The following is a 25,639-nucleotide window of genomic DNA, read 5'->3' as shown; positions in this document are numbered from 1 at the left end:
TTAATAGCGGCGACAAATTGAAAATAGCTCGGCTAACTTTTCAGCCGACTTTTCGCCTGGGGCACTCTCTACCCCTGAATTTACGTCGATGGTTGCGCAGCCTACGTTAATGCCTTGGGCAATATTGGTAGCGTTAATTCCACCGGCTAGAATAATTTTTTGCTTGTTGGCTATATTGTCTAACAATCGCCAATCGAAGCTTTCACCTGTACCGCCTTTGGCATTACCTACTTGGCAATCAAGTAGTACATAATCGATATTCTCGTCTTCTAATAGCTGAGGTAGTTGCTCAGGCAATGCGCCTTTCACGCCTTCGGCTTGCCATATTTCACAACTTGCTGGCAGGGCGTTTTTCAGCGTTGCTCGATATGCTGCATCTTCGCTGCCGTGCAATTGAACGGCGGCTAGCGAGAGCGATGTAGCTAACTTGGCAACATAATCGATGTCGTGATTTACAAACACGCCTACGTAATCGCCTTCAACGGTTTCTACGATATCTTTTGCAGTAGATTCGGTGACGCAGCGAGGTGATTTTTCAGCGAAAATCAGCCCGCCCATACTGGCGCCACTTTCAAATGCAAGTTGTGCTTGTGCAGCACTGGTTAACCCGCACACTTTTACCGAACCGTAAATTACGCTGCGAACAGCCCGATTTAAATTAGCTTGCGACATAAGTGCACTGCCTACCAAGAAACCTTGGCAAAGCGGGCTTAAGCGAAGTACATCTTCATGGGTATAAATGCCAGATTCTGAAATCACAACAAAGTCGTGCGTAGCCTTTTCCAGCATAGGCACCAAGTGTTCTGTGGTCGCTAAATCAGTGGATAAGTCGCGTAAGTTACGGTTGTTGATGCCAATGATGTTTGCTTCAAGGGCAATGGCGCGATGCATTTCTTCTTCGTTACTCACTTCAGTAAGAATATCTAACGACAAGCTATTGGCCACGGTGGCAAGTTCACGATACTGCGCATCGTCTAACACGCTTAGCATCAGCAGCACGGCATCGGCGTTGTAATGACGAGCCAAATAAACCTGATAAGTATCAATAAAGAAATCTTTGTTTAACACAGGCTGTGCTACACGTTCTGTAACGTAGGCCAAATATTCAAATTTACCTTGAAAGTACTTCTCGTCAGTAAGTACTGAAATGCCCGCGGCATAGGGTGTGTATGCGGCTAAAATTTCATCTAGGTCGAAATGTTCGCGAATAAGCCCTTTTGAGGGCGAGGCTTTTTTACATTCAAAAATAAAGCCCGCATTCGGTTCGTTCAATGCATCAAACAAGCTTTTGTTTGAAGGCACTAGAGCTGATTTAAAGCTTTCAAGGGGCAAAGCCGTTTTTCTGGCATCAACTTCAATGCGTTTATCGGCGACAATTTTTTCTAGCACATTAGGCATCAGTGCTGACCTCCTGACTGATTTTGGCAACTTGGTTTAATACCGCCAAAGGTTTTGCGTCTTTCATAGCCTGCATGGCCATCTCGGTACCGTCTTTAAATGAATCGGCGGTACCGGTAACTTTAAGTAGTGCGCCGCAGTTCATGGCAATGGCAGCACGATGGGCTTCATGGCCTTCACCGGCTAACGCAGCTTCAATGTATTTCTTGTTCTCTTCTGGCTCGCCGCCCTCAATGGCCGATAATGGGTATGAGGAAAGGCCGAAGTCTTCAGCGGTCACGGTTAACTTACGAATATCACCGTGCTCAAGATCGTAAATGATAGATTCCCCATGCAGAGCAAGCTCATCTAGACCGTCGCCGTGAACAATCATGGCGCGATGTTGGCCAAGAAGCATAAGGGTTTTTGCGTAAGGTTCAAGCAGTTCGGGAGAGTAAACGCCGAACACACCATGCGTTGGGCCCGCTGGATTGGCTAGTGGACCTAGTATGTTGAACAATGTTCTGGTCTTCAGGGCAGCACGGACGGGGGCTGCGAAACGCATGCCCGCGTGATAAACCGGCGCAAAAAGAAATGTGAAATTTGCTTCATCTAAGCATTTTCTCGACAATTCTGGGGTAATTTCCAAATTCAACCCGAACTGTTTGAACAAATCGGCGGAGCCAGATTTACTCGAGACACTTCTGTTGCCATGTTTGGCCACTTTCACACCACACGCAGCTGCAACAACACCCGCAGCGCTAGAAATATTGATGGTGTTGTGTCCATCTCCGCCTGTGCCTACGATGTCGGCGAACGGGTAGGTGGGGGCAGGAAATGGCTTGGCGTTCGCCACCATGGCACTAGCCGCACCGGCAATTTCACCGGGTGATTCATGCTTAATTTTTAGTGCTGTGAGCACGGCTGCAATAACGGCTTCGCTTTGTTCACCGTGCATAAGACTGTTGAACAATGTGTAAGCTTCGGTTTGAGACAGCGCCGTTTGTTTGATAAGTTTTTCAAGTAATGGAGTAGCGTCAAACATGGCTTTATCCTTGTTGCGTTAAATAGTCGATGCTTTGCTTCAGCAACACACTACCTTGGGCCGTTAATATCGACTCAGGGTGAAATTGAAAGCCCAGCATTTTATCAGTTTTATTAAACACGGCCATGACGGTTTCAGAGCCATCGTCGTTAACACAAGACGCACAAGGCTCAAGAGCGTCAGGGAGTGTTTGTGCGGCTAACGAATGATAACGAGCTACATGTAATGGCTGTGGCAGATCTGTAAACATGTCTTTTTCTGAATGGATGATAGCAGAACTTTTTCCGTGCATTACTTGCGTGGCGCGGCCCACAATGCCGCCATAGTATTCAACAATGGCTTGATGTCCTAAGCAAATGCCTAGAACAGGAAAGGTACCTGCAACTTTTTCAAGTAAAGCTGGCATACAGCCCGCTTCGCTTGGTGCGCCTGGGCCTGGCGATAGCATTAGCAATACTGGGCTTTTGGTAGCTTGCTCTTGCATTTTTTCGAATAACATATCGGCGCACACGGTGTTGCGGTATACGTTTATCTCTAAATCAAGCGCGCGTAATTCATCTACCAAGTTATAGGTAAAAGAGTCGACGTTATCGAGCAAGAATAAGGTGGTTTTGTTGATCATAGACATGCTCATGCTTGTGTCTCCGCTTCCGCTTTAAGTGCTGCGCTAACCGCGCTAATAACAGCTTGCGCTTTTGCACGGGTTTCATCGGCTTCAGCTTGTGGAATAGAGTCATAAACTACACCGGCACCGGCTTGTATGAACGCGCGGCCGTTTTTCACGAATGCCGAGCGAATAACAATGCAGGTATCCATATCGCCTTGGCCATTTATATAGCCTACTGCGCCACCATAACTGCCACGACGTTTTTGCTCTACTTCACGAATCAATGTAGCGGCACTTACTTTTGGCGCACCCACTAAGGTGCCCATGTTCATACATGCTTGATACGCATGTAGCGCATCTAAATCATCACGAAGTTGACCAACAACACGAGAAACAAGGTGCATAACATGAGAATAGCGATCTACTTTCAATAAGTCTTTTACGAAGCGGCTTCCAGGGCGGCTTACTTTCGCCACATCATTTCGAGCTAAATCGACCAGCATGATGTGTTCAGACTTCTCTTTGTTGTCTTCACGCAAGTTAAGTTCAATACGACTGTCTAAGTCATGATTGATACTGCCATCTGGGCGTTTACCGCGAGGGCGAGTACCAGCAATGGGGTAAATTTCAACTTGGTTGCTTTCACTTTCATATTTAAGCGCTGATTCCGGTGAGGCACCAAAAATAGTAAAGGCTTCATCTTGCATAAAGAACATATAAGGGCTGGGGTTTTGTTCTTTTAAATGTGCATAAGCAAGAAGCGGTGAAGGGCATGGCAGTGAGAACGTACGAGACGGAACCACTTGGAATATATCCCCTGCCAGAATGTGCTGCTTTAACTCGAGCACGTTGTCACAGAATTCTTCATCACTTTTATCTACGTTTACTGCAGTCTCTCCATTACTAACAGCGCCATCAATACCAGAACCTGAAGTTAAGGTGGGTGTTTCAGGCATAGCCTGCAATTGCTGGTGCAGTGATTCTAAGCGCTGAGAAATCCCGAAATATTGCTGGGCCACGTCTTCACCGCTAAATACGCTGCCAATAAGATGAGTTTCGCGAGTTTGGTGATCTACCGTAATAAGCGTTTCTGCCAAGTAAAACACAAAATCAGGGCAATCATTCTCACCATCATCTACATGGGGGAGCGATTCAAAACCTGCTAGCATGTCATAGGCAAATACACCGCCTACAAAGAGCGCGTGAGGGTGTTGACGAATAGGCGTGATTTTTTTCACGATAATGCGCAAGGTATCCATCACACTTGCAGACTTTAAGCGGCTGTCTTCGTCCAACTGCGCATCCGCAGATTCACATAATAAGGTGACTGATGTGTCGGTGCTGTCAACGCATGTTACCCCTGAAGGGCACTGCGTTTTAAAAATTGGCAGTACGGAAGCGCCGTTTGCCGTTAGGGCCTTAACCTCAACTCGGTTGCCATTGCATTCTAGGCGCAAGGCCGCTTGCACCATCAATAAACTTTGTAAATCATCTTTAGAGTCAATTTCTGCCGACTCTAACAACAAGGCATTAGGACGTTTGGCACAAATATGTGCGAAGGCTGCAAGAGGGTCGTCGATGTAATGCCCAACTTGCTCAATTGTTTCCACTTTGCCTGGGGTTGTGCCCAGTTCCGCTAAACTCATTTTTGCCACTCTCCGACTGCAAAAAGATAAAAAAAAGGCCCGTAAATACGGGCCTTTTGTGTTTTATTCACGCACAAATGCGCACACCACCCGTTAATCGAGGGAGTGCCACCACCAAGAAGCAATAGTTGTTGCTGTTGTGATTGTCATTAATTGCATGAATAAACTCGTGTTTGGTTCAATCTTGTACGAACATCGATAGTTATCGAAGGCGTAAATCTGTATACTTGTGCGTATAGAAGAAAACAAATTCACCTTTGTGTCAACCAATTATTGAAAAGCCTTTGAAAATAGATCTCCACAGCCATACCAAATTCTCCGATGGGCACCTCACTGCAGAGGAGCTTATACTGCGTGCGCACACCATGCAGGTTGACGTGCTAGCCATTACCGACCACGACACAGTGGCGGGATTAGAAATGGCGCACAACACGCAAGCGAAACAAAAACGGCCGCTAAAAATCATTGACGGTGTTGAAATTTCCACCAACTGGCATGGTTTCGATATTCATGTTGTGGGGTTAAATGTTGATAGAACTAACCCAACCTTTTTAGCGCAACTTGAAGGCCAAGCGCAAACCCGCCAAGCTAGAGCAGAAAAAATAGCTGAAAAGTTAGGTAAGTGCGGTTTTGAAGGTGTACTTCCACGTGCCATGGCATTAGCTGGCGAAGGACAAATAACCCGAGCACATTTTGCTCGCGTACTTGTTAACAACTATGGCTTGGATACTATGAATGCTGCGTTTAAAAAGTATTTGGGCAAAGGTAAGCGTGCAGCGGTAAAAGCAGACTGGCCAAGTGTGGAAACTGCTATTGAGTGGATCCACGGTGCGGGTGGACAAGCTGTACTAGCCCATCCAGTGCATTACGATATGACGGCAAAATGGCTACGCAGATTAGTCGATTTTTTTGCCCAAGTAGGTGGTGATGCTATTGAAACCGCGTTTCCTGGGATCAGTAAAGACAAGCAAGCGCTGGTGAATGAACTCGCTGCCAGCCATAATTTATTGGCCTCGGCAGGCTCTGATTTTCACTTTCCATCACGATGGACAGAGCTAGGTAAGAATTTGGGCATTAGCAGTAACTTAACGCCTATTTGGCACGATTGGCCTGTGGTAGAAGGATTTGCAGATGCTGTAAATCAATCTACACCTACACCTAGTCGTAATGATTAGCGGCTAGCTGCTCGCAGGGTGGTATTAGCTGCCTTTCTTTAGCTAGATAGTAACAGAAGCCAAGCAATAGGCATGAACAGGACATTATTATGAGTCAGTTTTTCTATATTCATCCTGAAAACCCACAGCAACGTTTGTTGAACCAAGCTTGTGAGCTTATACGCGAAGGGGCGGTAGTGGTTTATCCTACCGATTCTGGCTATGCCATTGGTTGTCAAATGGAAGACAAAAAAGCCCTAGAGCAACTATGCCGTATTCGAGAGATTGGCAAAGATCATAACTTCACGCTCATGTGCCGAGATATGTCTGAATTATCTATTTACGCCAAAGTAGACAATACGGCATTTAGACAAATTAAAAATAACACGCCAGGGTCGTACACGTTTGTACTAAAAGCCACCCGTGAAGTGCCCAAGCGTTTGCAAAACCCCAAGCGTAAGACCATTGGTATTCGTGTGCCTGATAACGCCATTGCGTTAGCGCTGCTTGAAACCCTTGGCGAGCCGCTGATGTCTACCTCGCTTATTTTGCCTGGTAATACCATGGCAGAATCAGATCCAGACGTTATTCGCGATAATTTAGAAAAGCAGGTGGGGGTTATCATTCACGGCGGCTATTTGGGTGAGCAGCCTACTACCGTTATTGATTTATCTGAAGATACTCCTGTCATCATGCGCCGTGGTACGGGCGATCCTGCCCCATTTGAATAGTGAATACAGATGAGCAGTGAGCAATCGCCTATTCAGCAGCCGCTTCCGCTCGCATTTATTCACGGCGAGGCGTTAATAGAAAAGCCTGAAGACTTATTTATTCCGCCTGATGCACTAGAAGTTATTTTAGAAACGTTTGAAGGGCCGCTCGACCTTCTGCTGTACCTTATTCGAAAGCAAAAGTTCGATATTATTACCTTGCCGGTGGCGACAATCACTAAGCAATACATGGAATATGTCGATGCCATGATGTCGTTAAAACTAGAGTTAGCGGCAGAATATCTATTAATGGCCGCAATTTTAGCCGAGATAAAATCTAGATTATTGTTACCTAAACGTAGTAGCGATAGCGACGAAGAAGAAGATCCTCGGGCTGAACTTATTAGGCGGCTAAAAGAATACGAACTGGTTAAACAAGCCGCTGAAGACTTGGATATTCAACCTCGTTTAGAACGAGACATTTTTGATACCCAAGTATTGGTAGCTGACAGTGTTTCGCCAGTGCGAATTGAGCCAGAGATAAGCCTAGCGGAAATTGTCCTCGCGTTTAGTGGAGCAATGAAACGGGCAGCGGCATTTGAACACCATACCATTGCCCGTGAAGCCTTAAGTACCCGTGAACGAATGTCGTTAATTCTTAGTTTGATAAACGCCAATGAATTTACGCCTCTTGAAGGGTTGTTCACGGTGGAAGAAGGTCGCGCTGGTGTCGTGGTGTGCTTCTTAGCCATTTTAGAGTTGGTAAAAGAGCAGCTTATTTTTTGTATTCAGGCAGGTCCTTACGCCCGAATTCATGTAAAATTAGGCAGCAGTGTTGAGTAATAATGAAAAAAATTAAAACAGCTCAATTAAAACAACTGGTTGAAGCCGCCATCTTCGTTGCCGATGCTCCGGTGTCTATTCAGCAATTAAGAGATACGGTGCTAAGTGACTTCACGGTTGCAGAAAGAACCTTAAAGACCGTTATTAATGAGCTAACCTTAGATTATCAACCTAGGGGGATACAATTAGTGAAGGTAGCCAGTGGCTACCGATTTCAATCTGTGGATGCGTTAAGTCCATGGTTGAGCAAACTATGGCAGGAAACTGCCCCAAAGTATTCCCGCGCTATGTTGGAAACTTTGGCACTTATTGCCTATCGTCAACCTATTACTCGTGGAGAAATTGAGCAAGTAAGAGGCGTAGCGGTAAGCAGTAGTATAATGAAGACACTCACAGAACGAGAATGGGTAAAAGTAGTGGGGCATAAAGAAGTGCCAGGCAGGCCAGCGTTATATGCCACCACCCATACTTTTTTAGATTACTTTTCGCTTTCATCATTGTCGGAGCTTCCAAATTCCGATGCTTTTGATGAAATGGCAAAAAGTATTGAGCCCACCTCGTCGCTTAAGGTGTTAAATGAGGCACCGTCTGAGGTAACAGACCGTGCGACCGAAAACAAGCAAATAAAGAGTGATACAAATGACTGAAAAGTTGCAAAAAGTACTAGCTAATCAAGGGCTAGGCTCGCGACGAGAAATGGAACGTTGGATTGAACAAGGCCGCGTTTCGGTGAATGGTACATTGGCAACATTGGGCGACCGTGTTGACGAGAGTGGCCAGATTCGTGTTGATGGACACTTGTTGTCTCGTCAAACTGAACAGCCTGTATGCCGCGTTTTAATGTATAACAAGCCTGAAGGCGAGTTATGCAGCCGCCACGATCCGGAAGGGCGCGACACGGTGTTTGACCGTTTACCTGCTATTCGTATGGGCCGCTGGATTGCGGTAGGGCGTTTAGATATGAACACAAGCGGCCTATTGTTGTTTACCAACGATGGTGAGCTTGCAAACCGTTTGATGCACCCTAAGTGTGAAGTAGAGCGCGAATATGCTGTACGTGTATTTGGTGACGTAACGCATCAAACGTTAAATACCTTGAAAAAGGGCGTTCAACTTGAAGACGGTGAAGCTAAGTTTTTGAGTATCTCGGGTAAAGTTGCCCCTCCCGGCTCTGAAGAAGAAAGCATGAACCGTTGGTTCAACGTTACGCTTAAAGAAGGGCGTAACCGAGAAGTACGACGCTTGTGGGAATCTCAAGGTGTGCAGGTAAGCCGATTAATCCGTGTTAAATACGGTCCAATGGACTTACAAAAGCGTTTGCCACAAGGGGCTTGGGTAGAGCTGGGTTTAGAAGATGTCAACGCACTACGTGACATTGTGCAATTACCTGAAGAAACGCAAACCATGGTGGATGTACGCCAAGGCAAACTAGATCATGCACGTTTAAGCCGTATGCGTCGCTCTGTGAAAAAACACAAGGTACGTAAAGAAAATGGCGGTGTTAAAAAGCGGGTAGCGAGAACGCCTAAGCGTTAACAGCAATCTGAACAAATTGATTAGAAAAACGGGCTTTGCCCGTTTTTTTTGCGAAATTATCTTTCGGACACGGCTATGCTAATTAGGCGTATGCTTAGCAAGCCCATATCCGCTAGGCTTAATCGCACTTAGTTCCAGCATCAATACCGTATGAGTGTATCGGCGTGTGTTGCGTAGGTTAACTTTTTTCAATGAATTCGATCTCCCCGTGGTTTGAGTGCGTAGGAACAACACATCAATGACTTGATAAACGTGCACAAAAAGGAGACTGATATGAAAGATATGCCTCAGTTAGGAATGGGAACATTCCGTTTGGAAGGCGATACTGCACTCAATGCGGTAACCGATGCACTAGATGTAGGTTTTAGACATGTAGATACCGCGCAAATATACAAAAACGAGGAGCTTGTTGGCGACGCTATTAAAACCAGCGGCATCGCTCGCTCTGATTTATTCATTACCACCAAGGTGTGGTATGAATCATTCAGTGAAGATAAGTTTATTCCTAGCGTTCACGAGAGTTTGTCGAAGCTAAAAGTGGAGTATGTCGATTTACTGCTTATTCACTGGCCTTACCCAGGTGACGACATCTCCCTTGAAGACTACCTCATGCGTTTAAAGCAAGCTAAAGACCTTGGTTTGACCCGTCATATCGGGGTGTCTAACTTTACGATAGATCAGATTAAACAGGCTGAGGAAATACTTGGTAAGGGTGAGATATACACAAACCAAATTGAGCTTCACCCGTTCATGCAGAACCGTCAGGTTGTACAGGTTTGTGAAGAGCGCGGTATAGGCGTAACGGCTTACATGCCTTTTGCCGTCGGTGATGTAATGAAAGATGACACATTAACGGCTATTGCAGATGCGCATGACTCTAACCCCGCACAGGTGGTGTTGGCATGGTTAGACAAGAAAGGGATTAACACCATTCCTTCTTCAACCAATAAAAAGCACTTGGCGCAAAATTTCTCTTATACCGAACTTTCTCTAACGGATGATGATATTACCCGCATCGATGAGTTAGATAACGGTGAGCGCATCGTTAATCCAGACTTCGCGCCCAAGTGGGATTAGGCTCTTATCATTAGATAAACATTTATAACCCTCTCACCAATAGCGTGGTGGGAGGGCTACTCGTAGAGAGATACGTAGGTTCTGTACATATATGAGGGCCTATACCTCGCCAACCTCAACGTGTTTGATTATTTTGGCCGGATTACCGCCAATAACCACGTTGTCGCCGAAACTCTTTGTAACTACAGCTCCTGAAGCCACTACCACATTATCGCCCAAGCTAACACCTGGGTTTATCACCGCCATACCGCCAATCCAGCAATTGTGACCGATGGTGATAGGCTTGGCGAACTCAATACCGGTTTGCCTTGATATTGGGTCGATAGGGTGCGTTGCGGTGTATATACCTACTTGCGGCGCAATCATACAATTATCGCCAATAATCACCTTGGCAGCATCCAGTATTACGCAATTAAAATTAGCGTAAAAGTTTTCACCTACATGAATGTTTTCGCCATAGTCACATTTGAAAGACGACTCTATGTATAAGCGCTTGCCTGTAGCGCCAAAAAGCGCCTTTAATTGACGGGTACGAGCTTTGTGCTCTGTTTGACATGTAGCATTAAGCTCATCTAGTTGTACCCGACAGGCCTTACGCAACCCAGTTAATTCACGATCGTTAGGATAGTAAAGTTCACCGGATAACATTTTTTGTTTTTCGTTCATACCAGTCTACATTTGGGATAATGCCCAGACCTTACTTGCTAGACGAATAACTGACAATCACTTTTTCTTGCAGTGCAGGGTTAGCAATATCCAAATTTACCGGGCGTTCAAGAATTATTGAGCCGCCAATAGACACATCAACTTCAATCGTAAGCTTAGGTTTTGTGCTATTTCTTTCCAGCCAGCCTTCGTCACGCATTTTGTAAATAATGTCGCCCTTAATTAACGTATCGCCTTTGAGGGTGATGTCTCCATTCATACTCTCAATATTGTTCTCAACAATGCTGTCAGCAATTTGAATATCACCATTAACGGTCTCTACGCTACCTTGAATTGTGCTTTGTTGTGCAATGCTTACGTCGCCGTTAACCGTTTCAATACTGTTGGCTACATGTAGATGTGAACCAGCTTCAAGGTCACCATTGACGATGTTGATTTCATCAACGCGAACGTGAGAACCCATTTCTACACTACCATTGACAACACTAATATCTTCGGCTTGGGTATGATCTTCTAGCGATACATCGCCATTGACTGATGAAAGGTCGCCTACTGAACGATGTGTTGCTACATCTACGCTACCAAATACGCTACTAATATCTTCACCCTCTTGAGCACTAGCGTGGCCAACATGGACGACGCAGCCTGAAAGCATTGTTGTAGCTGCAAAGAATAGAGTGCTGGCAATAAGTGTTTTTTTCATCGAAAAGCCTTTTCAGTGGTGTTTAGCGTTATAAATTACGCATTAATATCTGGTTATCTTTCACAATCATCTTTCATAGAGCATGCCAAAAGTAATTTTTATTAATTATCAGTGGTTTACAGTTTTTCATGTCATGTCTTAATTATGGCTTTTAAAAACTTCGCTAGATAATAGCGAAATACACCAATTGTTAGGTTTTCGAGTGGTTTTTAATTTGAACAATTAAGCGCTGTAAGAACCTGATTGTAAAAGTAGCGCTGGCAGCTATTCGATAATTGGACACACACTCGAGATTCGTCGGACACACACTTAAATGATAATAAATATGAAATACCATATGTGGCCAGTGTGAATAATTAACTTATTAAGTAATTTCTTTCAAGGGCTATTTTTATGATTGTTATTCACCATAACCCCGCTTGCGGCACATCCCGTAACGTATTAAAAATTATTGAAGATGCCGGCTATTCGCCGATTGTTGTAGATTATATAAAAGAAGGTTGGACTCGATCTCAGTTACTTGGGTTGTTTGCTGCCGCTAGTTTAACCCCCAGACAAGCGCTTAGAACAACAAAGTCACCTGCAGAAGAGTTAGGGTTATTAGATGAATCGGTATAAGACGATATTTTGCTTGATGCTATGTTGAAACATCCGGTTTTGGTAAATAGGCCTATAGTTTGCACAGAAAAAGGTGTTGGGCTGTGTCGGCCTAGTGAAAAAGTACTCGATTTACTACCTTCCTGGCCACAAGGCCCGTATTTTAAAGAAGATGGTGAGCAAATTTTAGATGAACTTGGTAAAAGGATGTAATTTATGCACGACAAACATTCGCAGTTAAAGCGAGCGAAGCAAAATGCATTAATTTGCTTATTGATAGCCGCGGGTGTTTTCGTTAGTGCCATTGTTACACAAGTTTACGTTCCCAGCTTGGCGAGTGCTAAATGGTTGGGGCTTATAAAAATGGCCAGCGAAGCCGCATTAGTCGGTGGGCTCGCTGACTGGTTTGCAGTGACAGCGCTTTTCAAGCCTATACCTGCACGGTATCCCATCCCTCATACCAATATTGTCGCAAGCAATAAAAAAGTGATAGCGCAAAACCTATCACAATTTGTAAAAGAAAAGTTTTTTCATGCGAGTGCCATTGAAACGCTCATTGCGTCTAGCCAGCCTGCGAAAGGGGCTGGGCGATGGTTGGAAGACCCTCAACATGCGAAAAAATTAAGCCGATTTTTATGTGATGCACTTGCCGGTATTCTTCGTCTAGTGGATGACAAACCGGTTAAAGCCTTCATTGGAAAAACGGCAGAAAAAGGAATTAATCAACTCGACTTACAACAGCTGATAGCTACTGTGTTAAGCAGTATTACCCGAGAGCGCCATCATCAGCTTGTGCTAGACAAGTTGCTAGGAAACGTTGCTAAATTAATGGGTGAGCCTGAAACACAGGAATATATTGCCGCCACACTCATAGATTGGCTTAAAACAGAGCATAACCGTTTAGAAAAGCTACTTCCCTCAACCTGGTTGAGTGAGCGGGGAGCACTAATCGCGGTAAAAGCGGTTTCTCGCGTACTTGATGACGTGTATGCCGATGATGATCATCCACTAAGACACGCGTTTGACGAGCAGGTAAATGACTTTTTACACGAAGTGCAAACTAGTGAGTCGATGGCGCAACGTATCAATAATTATAAAGAGCAACTGGTTCATGACCCTGCCCTAAAAGCGTTTTTAAATAAAAGCTGGGTATCGTTACATGGTCGTATGCTTGAATCGTTAACCGCTGAAAGCGGTAAAGCAGAAACCAAAGTGACACATTGGCTAAACGAACTAGGCCACTCTTTAACCACTGATGAACGCTTATCGAGCGCATTTGACCGCCATATTGGTGAAGCTGGAAAATACATGGCGCCAGAGTTGGCGGACTTTTTAACCAAGCATATTGAAGACACAATCAATAGTTGGGATGAGAACGAAATGGCTGAGCAAATTGAGCTCAATATTGGGCGTGATCTTCAAAAGGTACGAATCAATGGTACCTTGGTCGGAGGCTTAATTGGTGCATTATTATTTGGTCTAGAGCAAATTATCGCATTTACTTCACAATAGAGAATGGTGGGTTAAGCAACGTTTTAGGCAATATATTGCAAGTGGGGGCATTTCTAACGCTTATGCCACCCAGCTTAACCTTACTAATTATGCTTCAGGTTGAAGATTGAAGACCAATGAGTCTGCAGCAACTTTACCTTTAAGGCCACCTTCTAGTGGTTCACGTTCAAGTAACGAAATAGAATAACTAGCATTATATAAGCGAGTCACTTCTGTTTCGTCAACACAAAATGGAGGGCCTGGCATGACGGATTGGTCATAATCGAAGCTTATCAAAAGGATGGGGGCACATTTGGTGATGGTACAAATATGCGCTGCATATTTCTCGCGAAGCGCGGTCGGCAATGCGACCAATGCGGCTCTGTCATAAATACCGGTTACGTTACCTAGTGTTTCGTCGGTTAGCTCAAAAATATCACCAACAAAAATACTTAGCGGGCCATTTTTAAAAAGCTTAAGGCTACCTACGGACGTGACCTCTGGCTCAATATCCAGCTCCGTAAATAATTGCGTGATCGCAATTTCACTTAACTCAGCACCTACCACCTCGCAGCCGTTAGCAAGCAACCAATGGATATCCTTAGTTTTACCGCATAACGGTACGAATATTCGAGGTGAGGTGGCAGCTAACAAGGTATCAGCATGTTTAACGAGAAGTGCATTGCCCTCAGGTTCATGGAAACCAATTTCATTTTTATGCCACTTGCTGTGCCAAAAATCGTGTTCCATCAATATATTCCTTTAACGTGTGACGGTTACAGATTAATCGAGGGGAGAAACTTGTGTAAAGCAACTTGAGTAAAACAATATCAAGCTAGGAGCAATCTGTTCATAAACAAAAGCTCCTTCGCTATATATCGTTAGGTAGTTTTTTGTACCCAAGTTTATTGGTACATAACTTTATTGCTACTTAACTGTCTAGCGGCGTATTAAAATCTTCAGACAGTTCAAAGTCACCTTCTACTGACGTTACTTTGCCGTCTTCAAATGTAATAACCATTTGCTTTTGGAAATCTTCACCGCGTTTTTTCATGCCGCGCTTCATGTCGTAAACGTAGTACCAAGTATTATCATCGAAAGAATCTTGTACTACTGGGTTACCAAGTACATAGATAACTTGTTCTTTAGTCATGCCGATGCGTAGTTTTGAAACGTCTCGTTGATCGAGAAAGTTACCTTGAGGCACATCAATACGATAAATCCAGTTAGAACAAGCGCTTGATGTAAGGGTTAAACCTAAAATTATTAATAAATGTTGCAACTTCATGAGTAAATCAGTCCAGTATTGCTTTTTCTTCGTTACCCAACAGCATAAAGGCGGGTGGGGTGCGTTAATGTAAGCACGAAGGCATGCTACATCGACAAGTATGACCAATCAACTGCATTTTAGTTCGATTGCGCGCTTTTCAATAACTCTTTTGCGTTAGCAAGCGCCGATTTGGTTACTTTGTCGCCAGCCAACAAGCGAGCCAATTCATCCACTCTATCTTGTTTCGTTAGCGCCAACATTTGAGTTTCAGTACTTTCACCGTCGGTAAGCTTGGTAACAAAGAGCTGGTTATGCGCTTGAGCAGCAACCTGAGGTAAATGGGTAACACACATAACCTGTACCTGTTTGCCTAAGCGGCGAAGTAGCCCTCCTACAATAGATGCAGTAGGTCCGCTAATGCCCGTATCTACTTCATCGAAAATCATAGTAGGCGTAGCATGGTTATCACTGGCAATAACTTGAATGGCTAACCCTATCCTAGAAAGCTCACCGCCAGATACGACTTTATCAAGTTTGTCCGCTGCTTGGCCTGGGTTTGTGGATACTTTAATTTCAATCGTATCTTGGCCCAAGGCTGATGGCTTTTTAAACTCATCGTAGTTTACCTCAATGGCTACCTTCGCATGGGGCATGTTCATCTGATGGATTTGTATTTCAATTTCACTTGCCAAATAGTTTGCAGCTTTCACCCTGCATTCTGATAACACTTTCGTTTCGCTTAGATACTGTGCTTTCAGCTCATCTACTTCATCTTCTAACGTGGTTAACAAAGACTCTTGATCGCCCAACGAAGCAAACTCACTGGCTAGGGTTTGGTGGTGCGCAAATAATTCCTCTGGCATAACACTATGCTTACGGGCTAAGTCCATCGCTTTTGCATAGCGCGCTTCTACTTGTTGTAAACGAAGTGGGTCTATTTCTAAATCGTCGCAATAATGGCGCAATTCCCCAGCCGCTTCTTCAACTTGAATAGCTGCCTCATTTAACAAAACAAGAATGGGGCTCAAGCTCGCATCATGGGATTCAAGCTCACCCAAACGGTCTATACTATTTTGCAATATAGACAGTGCATTGCCTTCGTCACTTTCGTACAAGTGATAAAAGCTAGTTTGTGCCTGCTCTAAAAGACTTTGCCCGTTGCTTAGGCGCTTATGTTCAGTTTCAAGCTCTGAAAACTCACCGTCTTCTAAAGCAAATTCGTCTAACTCTCTAACCTGGTAAGTAAGCAGCTGTAATCTGTCTTCACGCTGCTGAGCTTGCGCTTGTAGTTCGCTCAACATTTTTTGCTTTTCACGCCATAAGGCATAGTGCTGTTTTACATTTGAGAGGCTGTCTTTGTGGTTACCTACAGTATCAACAAGCTGACGTTGATAATCTTCTTTTAAAAGCTGAAGGTGCGTATTCTGACCATGTATAGCAAGTAGATGCTGACCTAAACCTTTCAATTGTTGTAGTGACGCGGGAATGCCATTAATAAAGGCTTTTGAGCGGCCTTCTTTTGAAATGACTCTGCGAATGAAACAGCTGTTTTCGTCCTCGTCCGAGGTAAGTTCGTGTTCATCGAGATAGCGCTTTGCATTCGCATTTGTGGCCAATGCGAAATGAGCAATGATTTCTGCTTTAGGCGCGGTGCTTCTTACCGCGTTGGCATCAGCTCGCTCGCCTAAACATAAGCTCAAAGCGTCAATGGCAATAGACTTACCGGCACCGGTTTCCCCAGTGATGGCAGTGAGCCCCTTTTCAAGATTAACTGAAAGTTGCTTAACCACTGCAAAGTTACTAATAGAAAGATGCGCTAACATAACCATACTCGATGTTTATACAGTATATGTAAATATATACAGTATTTTGAGTATGTAAAGAGGTTAGGTAAAATTAATTTACTTCTTCCGTGTTACTTAATAAAGCTTACTACCCCAGCCTAATTTTTTGCGCAGTACATTGAAGTAGCTATAGCCCTTTGGATGCACTAAATAAAGTTTATCTTCACTTTTATTAATGCGTATTTCATCGCCAGGAAGTACAGGGAGTACAATGTGGCTGTCGCAGCTGATTTGAAGTGAATCACTATTAACTTTCGATACCTTCATCGACACTTGGCTATCGGCATCGACTACAATTGGCCTGCTGCTCAATGTATGTGGAAACATAGGCACGAGCGTAAGGGCATCAAGCTTGGGCATGATGATAGGGCCACCTGCCGACAGTGAATAGGCGGTAGAGCCAGTCGGGGTTGCCACAATTAGGCCGTCTGAGCGTTGGCTGAACACAAATTGGTCATCAATATAAATTTCGAATTCCATCATGTGGGCAACTTTACCGTGGTGAAGAACCACTTCGTTCACCGCGGAATTGCTACTTTTTAGTTTTTCATGACGATACACACCCACATCTAGTAGAAAGCGTTTTTCAACGACGCATTCACCTTCAAAAATAAGGTCGAGTTGCTGCACAATTTCATCGGGGTGGATATCGGTTAAAAAACCTAAGTTGCCTCGGTTTACCCCTACCACATGGATATCAAAGCGCGCTAATACCCTTGCTGCACCTAGCATACTGCCATCACCGCCTACTACTACGGCAAGGTCGGCTTCTTTACCAATAGTAACTAAGTTGCATGCGCGATGATTATCACTTTCTAATTCTTTTGAAATACTCTCTTCAACCAATAATTCACAGCCTTTTGCGGTGAGGTATTGAGCCAAAAGATTTAAGCTGTCGTGAGTAGCAGCGTGCTGAGGTTTGCCGATTAAAGCAACGGTTTGATAGGACATGTAGTGCTAATGTGTTTTCCTTACTGATGTCAGGACATTAGCACAGATATTTTACGAATGGAAAGCCTTAGCGCAAGGTTTATCGGGCTGTCCAGCCACCATCCAGTACCATAGTTTGGCCGGTGATATTACGTGCACTATCCGACATTAAAAATGCCGCCGTGTCAGCCAATTCATCTACGCTAATAAACTGTTTTTTCGGCATGGGCTCAAGCATTATTTTGTTGATCACATCCTCTTCTGTAAGGTTGTTTTCTTTGGCCTGTGAGGCAATCTGCTTTTCAACCAGCGGTGTTTTAACATAAGCCGGACAAAGGGTGTTGATAGTGACATCACAGTCGCCGGTTTCAAGGGCGATAGTTTTAGCAAACCCCAGTAGGCCATGCTTTGCTGCCACGTAAGCCGATTTATAAGGGGAGGCCACCAGAGAGTGAATTGAACCAATGTTGATAATTCGGCCAAAGTTTAGCTCTCGCATGCCAGGTAAAAACGCTTGGGTTAAAAGCGCGGGGCCAACCAGCATTATATTAATTAATTGCTGCCATTTTTCGCTTGGGAAGTCTTCAATGCGTGAGACATGCTGAATACCGGCGTTGTTAATCAATACATCTACTTTTTGCCCCTCGAGCAAGTCGGGTAAAGCCGCCACTTGCTGAGCATTGCACACATCAACCTCAATAGCACTGGCACTGCCACCTTCTTTTAGAATATCGTTCGCAGCGCGCTGTGCAGCTTGTTCATTAATATCAGCTATAATCACATGATGTCCCGCTTTCGACATGGCTTGTGCTATACCAAAGCCAATACCGCTTGCACCACCAGTTATAAATACGGTTCGCTTAGTCATTGTTTGCCGTTCCTGTATTCATCGTTGTTTTATTGGCAGCGCCTGTGTTAATCCCTTTAATCATATTAGTAACAGCAGAAATTTGAGCGCCTTTTCGATTTGCATAGTCATCAGAAGAATATCCCCACCAATCCCAGCAACCTTGTGGGTTTAATGGCATAAATAACGATTTTTTAGTTTGCGGGTACAACACAACGATATTGTTATCATCGGCCCAACGGTTGATACCGGTTTTTGTTACATAGCTATCGCCAACCACTTCGGCATATTGATTACAGCCATGAAAACTAATATGTAAGCTGCACGATTCACCTTCTGCACAGTTTTCGGGTACAAAAACAAATCCTTTTTCGGCCAAGGTTTCGCCATCGCTTCCTGAAAGCTTTTGCTGAGAAATAGTGTAAACCTTGCCTGAAACGGTATCGTCGGGTGCGGTTAAGTTGGGTAACAGGTGATTTAACATACTGCCCGCTGCATCGTAATTACAGTTACCAATAAAAGGGCTTTCTGAAACGCTGCAATCACTGCCTTCTTGCAAGGTAGGGAAGTGGTGTGCTGCGCTTTGGTCGTTCACGTACACAATATTTTGAGTGTCTGTCCAATTTTGGTATTGGCGGTACAGTAAATCGCTGGCTTGCGCCGTTACACGTACGTCGTTAGTGCCGTGAAATAACCATACTTTGGCATCTTTAAGGCCCGTTAAAGGCGCAATGCTGCCTTCGCTTGCATAGTCTACGGCAACGCTGGAAAGTGCATCTAGGTTGATTGGCGTATTTACCTTATTTACGCATTGATTTAATGCAGTGGTAATATCATTTTGCGCGCAATAATAAGGCCCTGCAGCAATAATACCTGCGCCTTTCACCCAGTCGCTATGTGCAATATGAAACTGCGTGGCCATGTATCCACCAGAAGAAAGGCCAGATACCGTAGCCTGCTCTACATCAAGATTTAGCGGTGGTAGGCCATTGCCTGAATTAGCCGAGCTGGATAACACTACGCTACTGTAAAGCGCACAAACGCTGGCCAGTATTTTATAAGTTGTTTTCATAACAGGTTCCTACAGTTAAATGCTTGGCTGGTAAGCATTGCACTTATTTAAACGGTTCATTTTTAGTATTTATAAAGCGCTTGAAAGAAAAGCGGCAATGCGCTCGCCTTCGGCTTGCACGTTTACTACCCCTTCAAGGTGTCCGAAGGGGCCATTCAATGTTTCCAGTTCGCTTTTTTTCCCTAAGCCTTTGAGTTGATTGTTTGCCGACTCGGATAAATAAGGCATAAGTAACAAATCGGTGGATGCCGGCAAGAACAAGGTTTTAGCTTGAATATTTTCAAGCCCTGCTTTCAAGCTATTACCATGACCAGCTACAAACAATTGGCAGGCGCGTACCAAATAAAGAAGGTGGTTTGCATCCATTTTTTCAGCACGTTGGCGCGCGCGTTTTTCTAACCATTTCACAATAGAGTGCTGAGCGTTAATGTGCTCTAACGGCGCTTGCTCCACAGCTTGATAACCTAGTTTATTACCTTGTTGGTTAAAATACGTGGGGTACAACGCATGTTGGGTGATCATCATTAAAGACGCTACAAGCCCTTCAGTGGGTTGGTTTTGTCGAGAGTAGCTGCCTTCGTGCCAGTTAGCATCTAACCGAATAGGCATCGCCCAGTGAGAGAGCGCGGCGGTTGTCCACGCATCGCTTCCAGCCGTGCCAATAACCGATATCATTCTTGGCACCCAGTCGGGGTAAGCACTAGCCCAATCGATAGCCTGCATCGACCCCATAGAAGGGCCAACCACCGCATGCAGTTTTTGTATACCTAAGCTTTCCAGTAGCGCCTTTTGCACATTTACGAAGTCGCGGATTGTCACCACGGGGAAATCTAGTCCCCAAGGCTTACCGGTTTCTGGGTTGATAGTCGCTGGGCCGGTAGTAATAACGCGATCATCATAGGCGTTTAAATTAACTAAACTGTCTACACTGACAACGTAATAGATATCCGTATCAATGGCTTTGCCAGAGCCAATTAACGCATCCCAGTAGCCTATGTTAGGGCTTGTCTTTTTATCATTTTCTTCATATACACCCGCCGCATGAGACGTGCCCGAAAAATGGTGAGTAATAAGAATAACGTTGCTTTTATCTGCATTTAATTGCCCATAGGCTTCCCAACCCACTTTCACGTTATTAATGGTTTTGCCACCAAATGTGGTGAAGCTTTGCATAGAGAACGTTTCTTTCTTCGTAATCAGCGTTGGTTGATTTGTTTCTATGCCTGTTGCATCAAAATTATTTTCATCTACTACGCTTGTATCAACAGTATTTGCCACATTAGCACTGCACGTTGTTGTAGTAATCAGCGACAACGCTAGCAAACTACAATATAAAAAAGCTATTTTTAGTTTCATGGAAATCCTTGTCTAAAACACGCTGAATAAGCCAATGGCAAGGGCTAGCCCTATAACCGGTACGACTACGGTTAATGCTGCGACTGCACCGTAGGCTGCCTTATGAGTTTCATGACATATAGCGCGAATTGTGGTGACAACATACCCGTTATGAGGCAGTGAATCTAGCGCACCTGAAGAGATAGAAACAATACGGTGTAATTGTTCTGGTTGCACACCTTGGTCGAGATAATGTGGTGCAAGTAGTGGCAGCGCAATGGCTTGCCCGCCAGATGCCGAGCCGGTTAAGCCTGCTATTACACTAATCGCAATAGCAGCGCCAATTAACTCGTTGCCAGGGATTTGCGTCATTAAGGTTACCGTTTGCTGAAATGCCTCGGTGTTTTTGGCGATTGAACCAAACCCTACGACGGCCGCGGTATTGCCAATGGCTACCAGCGCGCCGGTTGTGCCGGTGTTAATCGCCGCTTGTAAATTGTGAAAGTGTGCATGGTTTATTATTAGCAAGGTAAGCACACCGCCCCCTAAGGCTACAATAAGCGCAAGTTGTGCTAGTGCTTCGTGTAAAAAGAAGGAAATACATAGCACCACAAGCAATGGAATAATGCCGGTAAGTGGGTGAGGGTAGTCTCGTTCGCGTATTTCAGGATCGGTAATTCGTGCTTCAAATTCTTCGCCGTTGGCTATCGCTTTGCGGATCATTTTCGCCAACCACCAGTAGCCAAAGACTGCCATGAAAATAGCAACCACTAAGCTTACTTCCCATGCAGCAAAGGGCGAGGTACCTAAATACTTAATGGGGATCCAATTTTGGATTTCTGGCGAGCCGGCAGAGGTCATGGTAAAGGTGACCGAGCCAAATGCCATGGCGGCGGGTATGAAACGGCGCGGCAAGTTCGCATCTTTAAACAAGCTTACCGCCATAGGATAAACCGAGAAGGCGACAACAAAAACGCTCACGCCCCCGTAAGTTAAAATAGCGCAAGCCAGCACCACTGCTAACACAGCTTGTTTGTAACCAATACGCTGTATTATCCACCGTGAGACAGAATCTGCTGCGCCACTGTCTTCCATGAATTTGCCAAATAAAGCACCAAGCAAAAACATAAAAAACCATGCGGCGATAAAGCCTGAAAACCCACTCATGTAGGTTTCAACAAAATTTATATCGCCAATAAAAACAGACATGCCGTTGGTTAACGCCACAACCAGTGCACACAAGGGGGCTGCAATGAAAAGGTTCATTCCCCGAATGGTTAACACAATTAATAATACAAGTCCGCCTACCAGACCAATCATACTTAACATCATTATTTTTCCTTAGAAATCTGTGACCGCAGATTCTCCAGAACAGTTAAGTTTATGTTTATATTGCGTTTATGTAGCTGTAAGTCATGGCTTTTCATATCAATAAATGATTGGTGAAGTCATGTCCTAGGGCTAAAGTGTGGCGGTAGTGGCGCAAAATTCCCATAGTACGATGGTACTACATACGGCAAGGGTAAAATTACCTAGAGTAAAGTTCGACCGCAGGCATTACATCCGACAGTAACGATAATTTAGAACTAAAAAGGACACATTATGTCACTCACTACACACATGCAGCGTTACCCTCGCTCTATCTGTGCAGCTGCTGTTGCGAGCGCACTGTTAATTTCACCCACTACTTTCGCTCAAGACGCTGATGCTGACGATAAAGGCAAACTAGAACGTATTGAAGTTACCGCACGAAAAACCGTTGAGTCGTTGCAGGAAACCCCTGTGGCTATCACCTCTATTGGGGCTGTTGAATTAGCCGAAAAGGGCATTAGCGTACTCACTGAAGTTCAACAGTTTTCACCCAACACTACATTGCAAACCAGCCGTGGCACGAACTCTACGTTAACGGCGTTTATTCGTGGTTTAGGTCAGCAAGATCCGCTTTGGGGATACGAGCCTGGTGTAGGGATTTACGTGGACGATGTTTACATCGCTCGCCCACAAGGTGCGGTACTCGATTTATTAGATGTACAGCGCATAGAGGTGCTACGCGGGCCGCAGGGCACACTATATGGCAAAAATACTATTGGTGGGGCCGTTAAATATGTCACCAAAGAAATGTCAGGGGAAACCCAGTTAAACGTGCAAGCTACGCTTGGTAGTTACAGCCAGCGGGATCTAAAAGTCACCGGGCAAATTCCATTAGTAGAAGATACTGTGTATTTGGGCGTAGGCTACGCCAACTTAAACCGCGATGGTTTTGGTGAATATTTAGTTAGCGCATTAGACGGCCAAGACAAAGAAAACTACAACAAAGACTTATGGGCAGCGCGCCTTACGCTAGAAGTACACGCTAGTGATGATTTATTTTTCCGTTTCGGCTGGGATAAAACCGAAGATACCTCGAATGCAAAAGGTGGCTATCGTCTTATCCCCAGTATTTTGACCGACGCGCCAGTGCCTGATTCAAAGTTCGATTCGTACACCAGTTTACCTACCTGGAATAAAGTAGAACTTGAAGGGTATAACTGGCTAGCTCGATATAACGTTAGTGATAATTTAGAACTTAAATACATAGGTTCGCACCGTGAGAGTTACTCGCCTACAAATATTGATTTTGATAATACGGCATTGCCCATTTTCGACGTGCCTGCCGAGTATGACGACAGCAACGACACCCATGAATTACAGCTAAATTACACTGGAAATAGCTACTCGCTAGTATCTGGTTTATATCTTTATGATGGTGAGTCATGCGGAAACTTCGATGCTGTGTTAGGTGTGTTGGGTGTGGCGCTAGGCGCTTCCGGCTTAACCCGAGAAGTAAGCGGTTGTAATAACTCTGAAAGTTGGGCCGCTTATGCGCAGTTTAATTACGATATTAACGATAAGCTTTCTCTCTCACTTGGTGCCCGCTACACAGACGAAGAAAAATCGGCAACAGTAAATAACGGCTTAATCTTCGCGAATGTTTACCCTTATACCGATTGGTTCGATGGCTATGTTCGCCCTGATGGTGACTTAGTTCCACAGGTGCTGGGCACTGACAGCGACGGTGATGGTGTATTTGAAGGGGCGGCAGTTGAAAGCTGGTCGCGCTTTACGCCGCGAGTTGGTGTGGAATACCAAATGAGTCGCGATACTATGTTTTTTGCGAGTTATTCGCAGGGCTTTAAATCGGGGACCTTCAATCCACGCGCTACGGTAAATGAGCCTGGCGTAGAACCCGAAGTCGTTGATAGCTACGAAGTGGGCATGAAAAGCGATTTGAATGATGCATTGCGATTGAATGTGACATTATTTTCGTACGACCATTCTGACCGACAATATATTGGTATTGAAGGTGACTTAAGCGACCCAACTGCACTTGATCAAAGACTACGTAACGCTGCTGAAACGGCTGCCAAAGGTGCTGAAGTAGAAATGACGTGGGTAGCTTCTGATAACTTACAATTTGATGTGGCTTACGGGTACATCGATTTTGAAATTAAGAAGAACAATGCGATACCCCCGCTTATTGGTTTGGCTAGCACACCTGAAAATACGTTAAACATTGGTGCAAATTATCTGCTAGAAACCGGCTTTGGTGATATTACGTTTAATGCCAACTACTATTATCGTGATGACTACCTACTATTTGAAACCAGTGACCTTATTGAGCAAGATGCTTATGGCATGGTGAACTTAAGTGCGCGTTGGGAGAGTGTAGAAGGCGACTGGTATGCTGGCCTTCATGTGAAAAACCTTACCGATGAAGAATATTTGGTGGGTGGGTATGATTTTGTTACCCGAGACGAAGACGGTAACTTTGGGCCCGGCCTAGGCGGTGATACCACCTTAATCGGTTATTATGGCGACCCACGTACGGTTCACGTCACGCTAGGTTATCGTTTTTAGATACGGTAAATCGTGAGAACTTGCGATAACTCGCGCACTTGGCTAGAGAAATAGTAAGTGTAATAGCTAGCGCCATAGTTAGCGTAAAAGTTAGCGCAATCGCTAGATATACGAAAAATACAAATTAGCGATACCAAGTAGCTATACAAAATAGCTATACAAAAAAAGCCGGAATGAGAGTTCCGGCTTTTTTATTTGAGTCTACTTTTATCTGGATAGTATGTTTCCACGCAATATAAACACCTTTTAACACTAGGTATTTGTAATCATCGTGTTATTATTAATTTAACATTGTTGTTACAATTGTGCGGCAGATAACAAAATGAAAATACGTGTACTTATTGCAGATGATCACCCCTTATTTCGAGCGGCAATGTGCCAAGCCCTTGGCGACATTGTAGGGCCCGATATACTGCAAGCATCTACGTTGAATGAAACCCTTAGTCAGCTTGACGCTAACCCAGATATTGATTTGGTATTTTTGGATGTGAAGATGCCGGGTAATGATGGCTTGATAGGGTTGTCTGAGGTGCGAGCGCGATATCCTGATGTATTGGTGGTCATGGTGACGGCCTTTGAAGAGGCGAATCTTATTCGTAAGGCGCTCTCTTTAGGTGCATGCGGTTTTATTCCTAAATCGGCATCCATAGAATGCATAGCCGAGGCAGTCGAACGTGTACTAGACGGCGAACAATGGCTTCCTGAATCGGCAGCGAACCTCACTAATGATGGCACTGACACTGACGATTTTAGCGTTAAACTCGCGATGCTCACACCGCACCAATTGAAAGTGCTTCGAATGGTGGCGGATGGATTGCTTAACAAGCAAATTGCCTACGAACTGGATATTTCCGAGTCTACCGTGAAACAGCACGTTTCAGCGGTATTAAGAAAATTGAATGTCATTAATCGTACAAAAGCAGGTATTGCTTTCAAACATGCCATGGCTGTGCACGAATAGGTTTAAGCTACTGATTAAAACTTCTTATTAA

General features: G+C 44.5%; 23 protein-coding genes and 1 pseudogene. 10 read left to right on the top strand and 14 right to left on the bottom strand.

The window, feature by feature from the left end; translation table 11 throughout:
* Genes trpCF through J8L84_RS03485 form a run of 4 tightly spaced genes read right to left on the bottom strand, consistent with a single transcriptional unit; the run spans position 1 to position 4,675 of the window.
* On the bottom strand, positions 1–1,398 hold the full coding sequence (trpCF, locus tag J8L84_RS03500; protein WP_211069479.1) for a bifunctional indole-3-glycerol-phosphate synthase TrpC/phosphoribosylanthranilate isomerase TrpF: 1,398 nt from the start codon (positions 1,396–1,398) through the stop codon (positions 1–3).
* Entirely contained in the window at positions 1,391–2,422 is a 1,032-nt protein-coding gene (gene trpD, locus J8L84_RS03495) for an anthranilate phosphoribosyltransferase (protein WP_211069478.1), read from the bottom strand. The genes trpCF and trpD overlap by 8 nt, the downstream gene beginning before the upstream one ends.
* Positions 2,423–2,426: 4 nt before the next feature.
* Entirely contained in the window at positions 2,427–3,056 is a 630-nt protein-coding gene (locus J8L84_RS03490) for an aminodeoxychorismate/anthranilate synthase component II (protein ID WP_211069477.1), read from the bottom strand.
* On the bottom strand, positions 3,053–4,675 hold the full coding sequence (locus J8L84_RS03485) for an anthranilate synthase component 1 (RefSeq protein ID WP_211069476.1): 1,623 nt from the start codon (positions 4,673–4,675) through the stop codon (positions 3,053–3,055). The genes J8L84_RS03490 and J8L84_RS03485 overlap by 4 nt, the downstream gene beginning before the upstream one ends.
* 284 nt (positions 4,676–4,959) lie before the next feature.
* Here J8L84_RS03485 and J8L84_RS03480 point away from each other — a divergent pair, with 284 nt between their 5' ends.
* From J8L84_RS03480 to dkgB, 6 genes are all read left to right on the top strand, one after another.
* On the top strand, positions 4,960–5,850 hold the full coding sequence (locus tag J8L84_RS03480; protein ID WP_211069475.1) for a PHP domain-containing protein: 891 nt from the start codon (positions 4,960–4,962) through the stop codon (positions 5,848–5,850).
* 89 nt (positions 5,851–5,939) lie between these two features.
* Positions 5,940–6,560, top strand: a complete 621-nt coding sequence (locus J8L84_RS03475; protein WP_062086778.1) for an L-threonylcarbamoyladenylate synthase — start codon at positions 5,940–5,942, stop codon at positions 6,558–6,560.
* A 9-nt stretch (positions 6,561–6,569) separates the two neighbouring features.
* Positions 6,570–7,382: a ScpA family protein gene (locus J8L84_RS03470; protein WP_211069474.1), complete on the top strand. Its 813-nt coding sequence runs from the start codon at positions 6,570–6,572 to the stop codon at positions 7,380–7,382.
* 2 nt (positions 7,383–7,384) lie between these two features.
* The gene (gene scpB, locus J8L84_RS03465; protein ID WP_211069473.1) at positions 7,385–8,029 is read left to right on the top strand and encodes an SMC-Scp complex subunit ScpB; all 645 of its coding nucleotides are present in this window, start codon (positions 7,385–7,387) and stop codon (positions 8,027–8,029) included.
* Positions 8,022–8,918: a 23S rRNA pseudouridine(2605) synthase RluB gene (rluB, locus tag J8L84_RS03460; RefSeq protein ID WP_211069472.1), complete on the top strand. Its 897-nt coding sequence runs from the start codon at positions 8,022–8,024 to the stop codon at positions 8,916–8,918. The genes scpB and rluB overlap by 8 nt, the downstream gene beginning before the upstream one ends.
* Positions 8,919–9,191: 273 nt before the next feature.
* Positions 9,192–9,995, top strand: coding sequence for a 2,5-didehydrogluconate reductase DkgB (gene dkgB / locus J8L84_RS03455; protein WP_211069471.1), 804 nt, complete (start codon positions 9,192–9,194; stop codon positions 9,993–9,995).
* Positions 9,996–10,094: 99 nt separating this feature from the next.
* Here dkgB and J8L84_RS03450 read toward each other — a convergent pair whose 3' ends face one another.
* On the bottom strand, positions 10,095–10,661 hold the full coding sequence (locus J8L84_RS03450; RefSeq protein ID WP_211069470.1) for a sugar O-acetyltransferase: 567 nt from the start codon (positions 10,659–10,661) through the stop codon (positions 10,095–10,097).
* 31 nt (positions 10,662–10,692) lie between these two features.
* Complete coding sequence (locus tag J8L84_RS03445) at positions 10,693–11,364, bottom strand: DUF4097 family beta strand repeat-containing protein (protein WP_211069469.1); 672 nt, start codon at positions 11,362–11,364, stop codon at positions 10,693–10,695.
* A gap of 387 nt (positions 11,365–11,751) precedes the next feature.
* Between J8L84_RS03445 and arsC the strand changes: the two are divergent.
* Both arsC and J8L84_RS03435 read left to right on the top strand, forming a co-directional pair.
* A pseudogene (arsC, locus tag J8L84_RS03440) lies at positions 11,752–12,174 on the top strand (arsenate reductase (glutaredoxin)).
* A gap of 3 nt (positions 12,175–12,177) precedes the next feature.
* Positions 12,178–13,473, top strand: a complete 1,296-nt coding sequence (locus J8L84_RS03435) for a DUF445 family protein (RefSeq protein WP_211069468.1) — start codon at positions 12,178–12,180, stop codon at positions 13,471–13,473.
* Positions 13,474–13,560: 87 nt separating this feature from the next.
* Here J8L84_RS03435 and tmpT read toward each other — a convergent pair whose 3' ends face one another.
* The 8 genes from tmpT to J8L84_RS03395 all read right to left on the bottom strand — a co-directional run bounded on the left by tmpT (position 13,561) and on the right by J8L84_RS03395 (position 22,079).
* Positions 13,561–14,202 carry a thiopurine S-methyltransferase gene (gene tmpT, locus J8L84_RS03430; RefSeq protein ID WP_211069467.1) on the bottom strand — a complete coding sequence of 214 codons (642 nt, stop codon included), beginning with the start codon at positions 14,200–14,202 and terminating at the stop codon, positions 13,561–13,563.
* Positions 14,203–14,383: 181 nt separating this feature from the next.
* Positions 14,384–14,740 carry an outer membrane protein assembly factor BamE gene (bamE, locus tag J8L84_RS03425; protein WP_211069466.1) on the bottom strand — a complete coding sequence of 119 codons (357 nt, stop codon included), beginning with the start codon at positions 14,738–14,740 and terminating at the stop codon, positions 14,384–14,386.
* Positions 14,741–14,859: 119 nt separating this feature from the next.
* Positions 14,860–16,545: a DNA repair protein RecN gene (recN, locus tag J8L84_RS03420; protein WP_211069465.1), complete on the bottom strand. Its 1,686-nt coding sequence runs from the start codon at positions 16,543–16,545 to the stop codon at positions 14,860–14,862.
* 96 nt (positions 16,546–16,641) lie between these two features.
* A complete protein-coding gene (gene nadK, locus J8L84_RS03415) occupies positions 16,642–17,517 on the bottom strand; it encodes an NAD(+) kinase (protein WP_057792762.1) in 876 nt (291 codons plus the stop codon).
* A 79-nt stretch (positions 17,518–17,596) separates the two neighbouring features.
* The gene (locus J8L84_RS03410; protein WP_211069464.1) at positions 17,597–18,364 is read right to left on the bottom strand and encodes a 3-hydroxybutyrate dehydrogenase; all 768 of its coding nucleotides are present in this window, start codon (positions 18,362–18,364) and stop codon (positions 17,597–17,599) included.
* Entirely contained in the window at positions 18,357–19,415 is a 1,059-nt protein-coding gene (locus J8L84_RS03405) for a PHB depolymerase family esterase (RefSeq protein WP_211069463.1), read from the bottom strand. The genes J8L84_RS03410 and J8L84_RS03405 overlap by 8 nt, the downstream gene beginning before the upstream one ends.
* A gap of 69 nt (positions 19,416–19,484) precedes the next feature.
* Complete coding sequence (locus tag J8L84_RS03400; RefSeq protein WP_211069462.1) at positions 19,485–20,771, bottom strand: homoserine O-acetyltransferase; 1,287 nt, start codon at positions 20,769–20,771, stop codon at positions 19,485–19,487.
* Positions 20,772–20,783: 12 nt separating this feature from the next.
* Positions 20,784–22,079, bottom strand: coding sequence for an SLC13 family permease (locus J8L84_RS03395; RefSeq protein WP_211069686.1), 1,296 nt, complete (start codon positions 22,077–22,079; stop codon positions 20,784–20,786).
* A gap of 273 nt (positions 22,080–22,352) precedes the next feature.
* On the opposite strand from J8L84_RS03395, the gene J8L84_RS03390 reads away from it, so the two are divergent.
* Positions 22,353–24,647 (top strand): TonB-dependent receptor, encoded by a 2,295-nt coding sequence (locus tag J8L84_RS03390; RefSeq protein WP_211069461.1) that lies wholly within the window; start codon positions 22,353–22,355, stop codon positions 24,645–24,647.
* 322 nt (positions 24,648–24,969) lie between these two features.
* A complete protein-coding gene (locus tag J8L84_RS03385) occupies positions 24,970–25,608 on the top strand; it encodes a response regulator transcription factor (RefSeq protein WP_211069460.1) in 639 nt (212 codons plus the stop codon).
* Positions 25,609–25,639 lie beyond the last annotated feature (31 nt).

The organism is Alteromonas sp. MMG017 (assembly GCF_018100795.1).
Classification (GTDB): domain Bacteria; phylum Pseudomonadota; class Gammaproteobacteria; order Enterobacterales; family Alteromonadaceae; genus Alteromonas.
The sequence above is the reverse complement of the archived record's forward strand: the minus strand, read 5'-3'. Positions and strand labels throughout refer to the sequence as shown.